This is a genomic window from Candidatus Melainabacteria bacterium RIFOXYA2_FULL_32_9, assembly GCA_001784615.1.
Taxonomy (GTDB): Bacteria; Cyanobacteriota; Vampirovibrionia; order Gastranaerophilales; family UBA9579; genus UBA9579.
The window spans coordinates 1-11,288 of sequence record MFRQ01000131.1; the positions used below are offsets into that span (position 1 = coordinate 1).

Here is an 11,288-nt window from a genome sequence, read left to right on the forward strand (position 1 = left end):
ATGATTTTAAAATAGCCCAAAAAATTATTTTCCTTATTGTTGTTCTGACTTTATTTATGGCTTTAATTGGCTTCGTGGGTTATTTCTATAATAAAGCGGCATCCAGAGATATAGCAGACTTATTTGATAATAATATGCAAAAAATTCAGCTTTTATACGAAGCTCGTGTTCAAAACCGTGCAATTGAAGCTGAATTAAATGACTTGCTAACAGCAGACAATCAGTATACAAGAAGTTTATCAATAACAGATCTCAGACGGCGAAATTTAGAGCTTAGTAATCAAATATTAAAATATCAGAAAACTGATTTAACCTCATTTGAGAGAGAAAGTTTAGCTACATTAATAAACAGGTTTGAAAACGTTAGTAATGTAGTAAACAGAACTACTAGTTTAGTGGTTGTGGGTAGAATTCAGGATGCTGCAAGTTACTTTCGGACTAATCGAGAGCCTTTTAACAATTTTGCAGAAAGTTTAAGAAACTTGATTAGCTATAATCAACAATTAGCTTTGAATATTCACCAGCAAAACACTGTAGAGTTTAGGCAGGCTAGAATAATACTCTTAACAATACTGTTTTTTTCTATAATAATTTCTCTGATTCTAGGTTTGTATATTGCTCGTTTAATATCTGACAGACTTAATAACACTGTAGAAAATGTGGAAAAAATAGCTAAAGGAGATTTTGATGTAGAGTTTTCAGCTAAATCCAATGATGAAATTGGGAAATTAAATGCAGCTCTAAACTTAATGGCTCACAGGCTCGATACGACAATAACCAGAGAAAAGTTGTTAAGGAATATAGTACTAACCACTATAAGTTCTCTGGATATTAATGAAGTACTTAAAACTATAGTTGTCGAGACAGGAAAATTATTTCAAGCTGACAGGTGTTTTTTCATAGAATATGATGAAAAGACTCAGGAATTTTTGCCAATTAAATCTGAAGCAGTATATTTGTCTTCTCTAGATGTTAAGGATGTGACCGGGCTAAAATTAACTGATGTGGAGCTAGCTCCTTTTTTAAAAATAATTTTTGAACAAAGGCAACCTGTAGCTGTTGACAATGTAACTGAAATTGATTTTCCACAAGCGACAAAAGACTTGCATAGTAGATATAATTTAAAATCACATATCGGCATCCCTATATTCTATAGGGAAATACCTTTAGGAGTATTGACGATTCACTATACTAGAGATTATAAGCATTTTACTAAGGATGATATAGACCTTTTGACCGATATAGCAAATCAATCAGCTATAGTAATTTATCAGGCCAAGTTATATAATCAGATTCAGGAAATAAGTAAGAGAGAAAGATTATTAAGATCGATAATTGCTGAAATCTTAAAAGCTGAAACTCTGGAAGAAGCAGCATATTGTATAACAAAAGAAGTTATTAAACTCTTTGATGTGGATAGAGTTACAGTGAGACCTTATGATGAAGAGCAAAAATTGTTTGCTGATATTATTGGAGAGTCAAGAAGAAATGAGAATATTCCTTCTGCTAAAGGTAAGCTATTTACACAAAAAGAAGTGGATGATTTTATAGCACAAAAAATCTTTATCGAAGGTAAGCCTTTTATTATTAATGATGTTGATAATCCTGAATATCCTGTTGCAGTCAGACAGACATTTAAAGACTTAAATATTAAATCATGTGCAATTGTCCCTATTATTTATGGTGAAACTCCATTAGCTGAAATTGCCTTGGTAAATACAGAATCCCAACGTGTTTGGAAACAAGATGAATTAGATTTACTAATTCCAATCGTTCAGCAAATATCTATAGGTATGCATATTTTCGAATTAAATAGTAAGTTAAAAATGGCTCTTGATACTGAAAGGAATTTAAGAAAATTAATAATGAGAATGAGAGAGTTAGATGATCATAATCAGATATTTAATTATATATTGGAAGAGCTAATGAATATATACAATGTAGATAGGGCAATACATCTGCATTATGATAAAAATCATAATTTATTCGCTGCTAATGAAGTCATTAAGTCTGAAGAGCTTGGATCTATAAAGGATCAAATAGTTCTATATTATGGAAATATCAAGGAAATTTTACCCGGTGTTTTTGACAGGGCAATTATTATCAATAATGTCGATGAAGATATAGAAGATATCCATTTAAGAAATTCTATAAAAAATAAAAATATTCAAGCTTTCTTATTATATCCAATTTTTAAAACCAGTTTAGCTAGTAAAGAGAAAGAAAATAATGTAGCAGCGATTGTAGGATTAATAATGTTATGTTCTTCTGCTCCAAGAAAATGGATGTCTTATGAAATTGTAAGTCTTAAGCTTATTATTGATACAATATCTTCTGTATATTTTGAGATCGAAAGTAGAAAAGAAATAGAACAACTTAGAACTAATTTCATAGCTACTTTGACACATGATTTAAGAAGTCCTATTATTGCAGAACAAAAAGCCCTCGAGTTTATGTTATCTAGAAAGCCAGAAACTCTTTTAAGAGAGTATTCTGAGTTTATTGAAGATATTTACAAGACTAATAATGAGCTCTTAAGAATAGTAAATAATTTGTTAGCTGTTTACCATTATGAATCTGGAAGATTTGAGTTAAATTTTGAAGAGGTTAAAATAAAGGATTTAATTGATAGTGCTGTTAAATCTGTGCTGCCAATGGCTCAGGATGAAGGTGCTGAAATTTCTATAAATATTATAGATAATCCTGAGGTAAAAGTGGATAAAAACGAGATTAATCGTGTACTAGTAAACCTAATAAACAATGCAATTAAACATAATCCTGCGGGTGTAAAAATTAATATTGAATCTAAAAAAACTAATGATTATGTTCAAATAGCAGTTAGTGATAATGGTAGGGGAATTCCTGAACCTGAAAGACCTCATATTTTTGAAAAATATCCAGCAATTAAGAGAAAAATTGGTACAGGGCTTGGTTTATATATAGCAAAACAAATTGTTGAAATGCATGATGGTAAAATCTGGTTTGAGTCAGAAATAGGAAAAGGTTCGACCTTCTATTTTATGTTGCCTATTGCTAAAGCTTAATAAAAACTGTTGTTGTAAGTCTCTTTATCTGCTAAAATCTTAAAATAAAGAGTATATTTAAAATTATGAATTAACTGCTTAGTTTTTGTGCGGTTTGGGCGACATTATTAAGGACGCAATAAAAAATACGTAAGAATTTTTATTGCTCGTTTGATACCTGATTATAAGAAGCAGGCTACAAAAATAAAAAAGTATTTTTTATCAAAATACTTATTTATTTTTTCCGCTGTCCTTAATAAGGTTTTTACTTTTATAAGCTGGAATAGAAGTAATTATAGGTTTATTTATGACAGAAAATATGTCAGTAGAATTAGAAGACCTTGGAAGACAAATTAAGGAAGATCCTTCGAACCTTAAATTCAGAAGATTATATGCAGATAATCTTTTAGAGAATAATTTCCCTGATAAAGCTTTAGAGCAGTATAAATATCTAATGGGTATTTTCTCTAATGATCCTGTAATGCATTTTAATATTGGCGTAGTGTACGAAAAATTAGAGCAACTAGACCTTGCAGAAGAATCTTATAGAAAAGCCATAGGAATATCACCAAACGATCCTGATTTTCATTATAATTTAGCCTTTCTTTTGGATCAAAAAAATCAAATTAGTGAAGCTATAATAGAATATTTAAAAACTATAGAGCTTAATTATGAAGATGAAAATGCTCATTTTAACTTAGCTTATCTGTATGCAAAGCAGGATAATTCTGTTGAAGCTATAAAGCACTTTGAGATAGCTATTAGGCTGAATCCTAACGATATTTATGCTCATTTTCATCTGGGAACTCAATACAGTAAAACAGGTCAGATTCAAAAAGCTTTAGATGAGTATGGAAAAGTTATTCAGCTTAATTCTAATTATAGCTGGGCTTATTACAATATTGCCTGTATACAATATGAGCAGGGTAAGATTGATGAAGCAATTAATAATTTAAAAAAGACTATAGATATTAATCCTAAAGACATTGATGCACTAAAAACCCTGGCAAATATTATGATAATTAAAAAAGATTATATTTTAGCTTTAAATTATCTTGAAGCTGTTATTCTTCAAAAGCCTGATAATGGTGATATTCATTATGATATTGCTCAAGTATATAAGTCTTTAAATGAATTTGAAGATGCTATTTTTCACTTAGAAAAGGCCCTTGGGTTTAAAGAAAGCTTATCTGTCTCTTTAGGTAAAGTGATTTCTGAAGCCGAAGAGATAAAAAAATCGCATATTAAATCAACTAATTAAAAATAAATTTTTATATTAAAGATAAATGGTAATGTTCAAATATTGACTGATAAAAGCGAGACTGTCATCAGTAAAATTCTTGCCATTACCAGATAAATTAACCCAAATTGCTAAATTAGTAAAATAGTTCTAGGATTATTTTTATGAAAATTTGTAAAAGTTTTTAGAAAATAATGAAAATCTTTTCTTTTATGAGTTTTATATGCATGTGATCTAATTTATGAGCTAAAAAATGAGAGAGGATTTTATGAACTTAGGAATACAGAGTGTTCTTGTAAATCCGGTGTCAGGGAGACAGAAGAATAATTCGTGTGTGCAAATGGAAAAAACTCAAACCTCACAGGGTAAAGAGGTTGATTTTAAGGGTTCACAGGCTTTAAAAGCATTAGCGTTAAGTAATATATCATTTAAAAGTATTACAACTTCTATTCCGTCAGAACTTTTGATAGAACCAAGTCAGGAGAATGGCGAACAAAAGGGTATTAACAACCTTCTTGCACTTAAATCCGGATTATATACAATTCCCGATATTAAGCTTGATATTAATATAAATAAAACAAATACTAATACAATTGCTCAAATAAAAAAGGCAGGTAAGCCTTTTTTGGAAGTAAAACAAGATAATAGACTAAATAAGCCTTTTGAATTAGAAGTTACAGAGGGTAAAGATGGTTTAATCACAAAATTAAATACATCAGAATTTAAAGCAGTTTTACCAAATACATTAGAGTTAATAGAAGCTCCGGGATTAAGCATTAAAAGATATGATAATCCTTCTTCATCAATTTCTTTTACGGGAAATAACTCATCTCCTAAATTATTTCCTGTTTTAGCATTTATGCCTGATGCATCTTTAAAGGCTCTTGATAAATCCTTAAAGGAAATTGAAAAATATACAAGTGATACTTCACTTAATAAAACAAAAGACGATGTCCTAACGCCACAAATTGCTGCAAGTTGGAATATTATCCCAACTGTAGGTGGTTTTGGCACAAGAGCAGCAAGCATAACCCCTCCTGGCAGTAATAAACCTGCTATTCCGACTCCCGCAGGACTACCATTACTTGCGTTCTCACTTATACCTGTTGTGCAAGCAGGGCTTCGTTTGCCTAACAATTTAAATGATGTGAATAGCGTTTGTGAAAAAGATTCTGCTGTTGGAACCGCTGGTGGTGTTATTGAAGGAATAAGAAATAAAGTTATTTCAACAGATAAAAATGCACTTATAGTTCCTGGTGATTCTATTCATGATATTAAACTCGCTCCTGCAATAAAGAAATTCGAGGATAGTAAAAACGCAGGAATAATGGTAATTGGGAATAAAGTTCCAGAGGATCAAATTAAAGATTTTGGAATAATTGGAACAGATAAAGATAGTGCAATAACAAGTTTTATTGAGAAACCTAAGAATCCTGAGTTAGCTAAGGAAGGTAAGATAGAAGGTTCTTCAGAATATCTGGCAAATGTTGCTATATATGCTTTAAAGCCTAAACTTATTGATGCATTAGTCTCTTTAGAACCAATTGTTAAAGTATCCAATATTGAATTAGAGCCTAAATTAAGAGATGGTGAGTCTCAAGGCTCAAAAGGTAAAGAATATGACTTTGGGAAGCACGTTTTACCAACACTACAAGTGCTATGTAATTCAGATATTTTAGATAAAAATGGTGCTATTGATTCTGATAAGTTTAAAAATGTTATTAAATCACAGGATGATAACCATCCATTGAAAAAGCTCATAATCAGAACTTTGCATGACAAACAAATAATTACCCCTGATGAACTGTCTTCTGAACAGAAATTCAATCAAGATAAAGCTGGAAACTTAATTAAAGGCAGTTTTGATTATGAAAAAATATATAAAAACTATCTGACAAAACTTGGTCTAAGTAAAAATGATAATGAGAAAACAGATTTTTCAGATGAGCGAGTAAATAAAGGCATTAAAGAAGCAATTGAGCCTCTAAATCAAGTAATTGATACTATTAAAGGTGAAGACGGGCAAAGATTAAAAATGATTGCATATGTAGGTGATGGTGATTGGGCTGATGTTGGTACCATACCTGCAGCTATTCAGACTATGAAAGATATGGCGGGAACTAAAAAGTTTAACAATTTACCATCTGATTTAGTTAAGAAAACCAAAGAAAATGTAGAACTAAACGAAAAAGGGGCTACTATTTATCTGCCTTCACCTGATCCTAATAAAGATAGTAAAAAGTCATTTAAAGAATTTATAGGAAATGATGTTAAGGTTAAAGGCGATTTAGTTGTAATAGGCAAGTAAAACATTAAATTTTACCAATGTTTTTGTCGTCTTGCTAATATTTAATACCATCAGCCATTACTGTCATTGCGAGGGCTTTAGCCCGTGGCAATCTATCCGTTTTACATTTAAAAGCAATTACTTAAAACCGGCAAGATCCTCACGTCGCTTCTCAGGATGACAGTGTGTATTATTGGAATGATTGATGACTTGGAAAAGTGACTGTGTCACAAGGATGACGGTTCGGGAAATTATAGCATATTAAGGACAGCGGAAAAAATCCTTAAGGATTTTTACAGCCTGCTTCCTGTAACCAGTCATTAATCGAGTAATAAAAAATACGTAAGAATTTTTTATTATGTCCTTATTTGTCGATCTATACACTGAAATAATCACTTGCTTTAGACTTATTTTGCTCACTGCGCTAGATTTATTTGCGAATTATAATAATAGAAACAAGAAAAAGTACAGCCGTTACCATATCAGCATTTGACCATATAGTACGTGTTAGGTGGATATGAGCAATTGGATTGAATAATACAGCAATACCTGCAAAAATAATGCATCCTAAAACCTTAATCCACATAGATTTGTCAAGTTTAAAAAACTTAAATGCCGTAAATACTGCAACTATAAATACTATCCATCGTAAGAACATATAATAAGAATCAGGATGAATTTCTAAAGCCCAAAATAACATTACTGCTGCAACAATACGGGCAATTAAGAAAAATATTGAATTCATACTCCAGCTAATCATAAACAATTCCTAATTTATTTTATCTAATAAGAGCATTATAAAAAGATTATTCCAACAAAGCAATTATATTTGTTCTTGTAATCTTGAAAATAGGAAATTTTCTTTAAAGAGCAATTTTTTTTATGTTTTAATTTTAAATTATTGAATACTTGAATGCTAATTATTTTTAGCCAAAATTCTCAAAAACCCACCCCTTCCACCCTAAGGTAGATAAAGGCCGAAGGCCTTTATCAAATCTATACAATTTTTGAGAATTTTTAATTTAGTTATGTAAATCATTTTAAAACAGGAAAAAATCATATGAGCTCAGAAAATAACCAGAAAAATTTCATAAGAACTCTAAATTTATTTGATGCCACTTCTATAGTTGCGGGTGCAATGATCGGTTCAGGGATATTTATTGTATCTGCACAAATTGCAAGAGATGTTCAATCCTCAAGCTTATTACTGCTTGTCTGGCTATTAGCAGGAATTATGAGTATTATAGGCGCTTTATGCTATGGAGAATATGCTGCGAGCTGGCCTGATGCTGGAGGACAATACGTTTACATTAAAAAAGTTTGGGGGGAATTAACCGGATTTGTCTATGGATGGAGTTTATTCCTTGTAATTCAAACTGGCACAATTGCAGCAGTAGCTATAGCTTTCGCTAAATTTTTAGGCATTTTATTCCCTATTGTCAGCTCTTCATATAAGTTAATAAGCTTTTTAGGCTTTTCTATTAGCACCCAACAATTAGTAGCAGTAATTATACTTGTAGTTATTACAGGTATAAACGCCAGAGGAGTAAAAGATGCCTCTTTCACACAAAATATATTCACTGTAGCAAAAATTCTGGCACTTTTAGGAATTGTTCTTTGTGGTGTTATTTTTGGATTAAAGCCTGAAGTTATAAATACCAACTTTGCTACGGCTTTAACTGCACCAGACATACAGATAAGTCCATTTGCAGCTGTTGCTGTAGCAATGGTAGGGGCAATTTTTGCATCTGACTGCTGGAATAACGTAACTTTTATTGCGGGAGAAATAAAAAGACCTGAGAGAAACTTGCCTCTTTCTTTGTTTTTAGGAACAGGATTAGTTATATCTCTTTACCTGCTTACTAATTTAATTTATTTGTCAGTCTTACCTCTTGCAAAAATTCAAACATCAGCAGAAGACATAGTTGGTGCCACTCTTATGCAGACTATATTTGGCGATACTGGTCAATCTATAATTGCTATAATTATTCTTATATCAGCTTTCGGTTGTTTAAACGGCTTAATTCTAGCAGGCGCAAGAGTATATTATGCAATGGCAAAAGATGGTCTTTTCTTTAAGAAACTAGCTATACTAGGAGAAAAATCAAAAGTTCCTGAAAATTCATTATATTTACAAGGCGCCTGGGCCTTAATCTTAGTAATGAGCGGCTCTTATTCTGCACTCCTGGAATATGCAATATGCACCGCATTATTGTTTTATATAATAACCATTGGTGGCCTGTTCATTGCAAGAAAAAAATATCCAGATATACCACGACCATATAAAGCTGTAGGCTATCCATACCTTCCAATTACATACTGTATTCTTGCTTTATATGTAATAATAAACCTGCTAATTTACAGACCTGAAACTACCTGGCCAGGATTTATCTTAGTAGCAACAGGTATTCCTATTTATCTATACTGGAAAAACAAAAACAAGAGTGTGGATTTAGACATAGAAAAAATTAAAAACCTGCCTCATGTTGAAAAAAATACCCAGCAGGAAGTACAAAAAATAAATTAAAATTGTAGCTTTAAAACCATTTCTTAGGCTCAGTTATTAGCGATATAAATAGCCAAATTTTTTACCAGACCCGAAGGGTGAGTCCTGGCAATAGTATCGTATTTTGTAGCAAGCTTTTTATCATATCTAGTCTACAGCCTTTTCGGCCAAGCCAAGCTTGCCCTGCAAGGCTTTCGCTTTTACCTTATTAGAACGAATTTAAAAAATTTGGCGACACAATCGTTCAATAAACCCTATAATAATGATTCTTTTGACGATTTAATGCTTAATCCCTGTTTTTAACTCATTATAGACTCTATCCAAAAGTTCCTGCCAACTTCCAGGGGCTTTTTGTCTAAATAATTTAACACTTTCATACCAGGGAGCATACTCTGCATCTAAAAGCCATCTCCACTCAGGAATAAAAGGCAATAACATCCAGGTAGATTTACCAAGCGCACCTGATAAATTGGTAACTGCAGTATCAACCCCAATAACTAAATCAAGATTTTCTATTGCAGCTGCTGTATCTGAAAAATCTTTGAATGTTTCTCCAAGGTTTATTATTTCTATATCTTGAGATAAATCATTTAATTCTTCTACACTGTTACCTTTTTGAAGTGAATATAGCTTTACATTATTAATTCTAGCTAGTTTAAGGAAATATTTAAGACTTGCGGTGCGATTATCTCCTTCTTTATCACTTTTTGTTCCTGTATTCCAGACTATACCAACTTTAAAGTAGTTATTATCAAAGAATTTCTCTTTATATATCTTCACTTTATCAGCATCTGCTTTCAAATAAGCCTGTTTATTTGGTATTGTTTCCAGATTAGATTTAAAATAACAGGGCAAACACAGGTTACAAATTCTTGCATCATATTGAATCTCACTATCTGGAACGGAATAATCAAAAACTTCAGCTTTTATATCGTTACTAACTAATAAATCCCTTATAACATCTTGTAATTTTGTTACTACTCGTGCTCCTTTTTCCTGCAATAAAGGTAAATACCTTGAAAACAATATTGCATCACCAAATCCGCCAGACTGATTTACAAATATAGTTTTTCCTTTGATGTCATCTTTCCAGTCTTTTTTTAGAAGAGATTCAGAGCCTTTTTTTGAACTCTCGTACATTTCATCTCTACAACCGAAATATTTCCAGCCTTCGTCAAAATTTTGAAGAGTAATATAGGCACGAGCCAAATTATATCTTGTTTGTAAATCGTCAGGATCCTTTTCTACTGCTATCTTGTAATACTCTATAGCTTTATCTAATTCGTTTTTAAACTTATACATAATTCCAAGATTGTTGTATATTACAGCATAATTCGGGTTTATACTTAAAGCTTTATTATAATACTGTTCAGCCAGGTCATAATCATCTTTTTCAAAGTATGTATTAGCTATATTCAAATAAACTTCATCAGGACGGTATCCCAAATCTAAAGATTTATTTAGAAAATTTAAAGCTTTATCACATTCTTTGTTCAATAAATAACTTATTCCAAGACAATAATGCGCCTCAGCATCATTAGGACTTAATTCTAAACCTTTTTGAAAATATTCTATGGCATCATTCTGCTTATTGACCTTCCTATATAAATTTCCAAGGTTAAAATAAGCATTAGAATTATCAGGTTCAAAATATAAAGCTTTTAAATAGTTTTCTATCGCATCAGCTACCTGATTTTTTTTATAAAAAATCGATCCCAAATTATTATAAATATCAGCAGCATCGGGTTTTAGTTCTAATGTTTTTTTATAGTATTTAACTGCTTCTTCAAGGTTATTTTGGCTATGATACAAGAGTCCTAAGTTATAAAATCCTTCTACAAATTCAGGATCAAATTCTACAGACTTTTGATATGCTAAAATTGCCTGATTAATTTCATTTTTTGCCAGATATACATCACCTAATAATTTGTATAACTCAAACATAGGCTTTATATTAACAGCTTTATTAAGGAAAACAAGAGCATCATCAAGATAACCCTTTTGATGAGACACAACACCTAATAAATATAATGCATCTAAATTATTGGAATCAAAGTTTAATACTTCCTTATATATACCTTCAGCTTCCTGAATGTTACCACTTTGGTGATGCTGAATTGCTGTATTTAATAAATCTACAACTGACATATATCCTACCCACTAAATTATATTATCTATAATAAGCTAGTATAGCATAAAAGGCAGTACCTCCAGTAAGAATTATGGCCTGTC

The 11,288-nt window shown here is 31.3% G+C and carries 6 protein-coding genes; 4 read left to right on the forward strand and 2 right to left on the reverse strand.

Going from position 1 to position 11,288, the window contains the following annotated elements; genetic code table 11:
• From A2255_03520 to A2255_03530, 3 genes are all read left to right on the forward strand, one after another.
• The coding region (locus tag A2255_03520; protein ID OGI18001.1) for a hypothetical protein at positions 1 to 3,044 on the forward strand (3,044 nt) is incomplete at its 5' end.
• Between the two features lie 286 nt (positions 3,045 to 3,330).
• Positions 3,331 to 4,284, forward strand: a complete 954-nt coding sequence (locus tag A2255_03525) for a hypothetical protein (GenBank protein OGI18002.1) — start codon at positions 3,331 to 3,333, stop codon at positions 4,282 to 4,284.
• Positions 4,285 to 4,531: 247 nt separating this feature from the next.
• Positions 4,532 to 6,571: a hypothetical protein gene (locus A2255_03530; protein OGI18003.1), complete on the forward strand. Its 2,040-nt coding sequence runs from the start codon at positions 4,532 to 4,534 to the stop codon at positions 6,569 to 6,571.
• Between the two features lie 409 nt (positions 6,572 to 6,980).
• Here the strand turns inward: A2255_03530 and A2255_03535 are convergent, their stop codons facing one another.
• Positions 6,981 to 7,310 (reverse strand): hypothetical protein, encoded by a 330-nt coding sequence (locus A2255_03535; protein OGI18004.1) that lies wholly within the window; start codon positions 7,308 to 7,310, stop codon positions 6,981 to 6,983.
• Between the two features lie 300 nt (positions 7,311 to 7,610).
• Here A2255_03535 and A2255_03540 point away from each other — a divergent pair, with 300 nt between their 5' ends.
• Positions 7,611 to 9,077, forward strand: coding sequence for a hypothetical protein (locus A2255_03540; protein OGI18005.1), 1,467 nt, complete (start codon positions 7,611 to 7,613; stop codon positions 9,075 to 9,077).
• Positions 9,078 to 9,335: 258 nt separating this feature from the next.
• Here A2255_03540 and A2255_03545 read toward each other — a convergent pair whose 3' ends face one another.
• Positions 9,336 to 11,204, reverse strand: a complete 1,869-nt coding sequence (locus A2255_03545; GenBank protein ID OGI18006.1) for a hypothetical protein — start codon at positions 11,202 to 11,204, stop codon at positions 9,336 to 9,338.
• Positions 11,205 to 11,288 lie beyond the last annotated feature (84 nt).

What these genes read in the sequence shown, in the direction of transcription:
- A2255_03525 (OGI18002.1), top strand. Translation starts at nt 3,331, where the DNA reads ATGACAGAAAATATGTCAGTAGAATTAGAAGACCTTGGAAGACAAATT.
- A2255_03530 (OGI18003.1), top strand. Translation starts at nt 4,532, where the DNA reads ATGAACTTAGGAATACAGAGTGTTCTTGTAAATCCGGTGTCAGGGAGA.
- A2255_03535 (OGI18004.1), bottom strand. Translation starts at nt 7,310, where the DNA reads ATGATTAGCTGGAGTATGAATTCAATATTTTTCTTAATTGCCCGTATT.
- A2255_03540 (OGI18005.1), top strand. Translation starts at nt 7,611, where the DNA reads ATGAGCTCAGAAAATAACCAGAAAAATTTCATAAGAACTCTAAATTTA.
- A2255_03545 (OGI18006.1), bottom strand. Translation starts at nt 11,204, where the DNA reads ATGTCAGTTGTAGATTTATTAAATACAGCAATTCAGCATCACCAAAGT.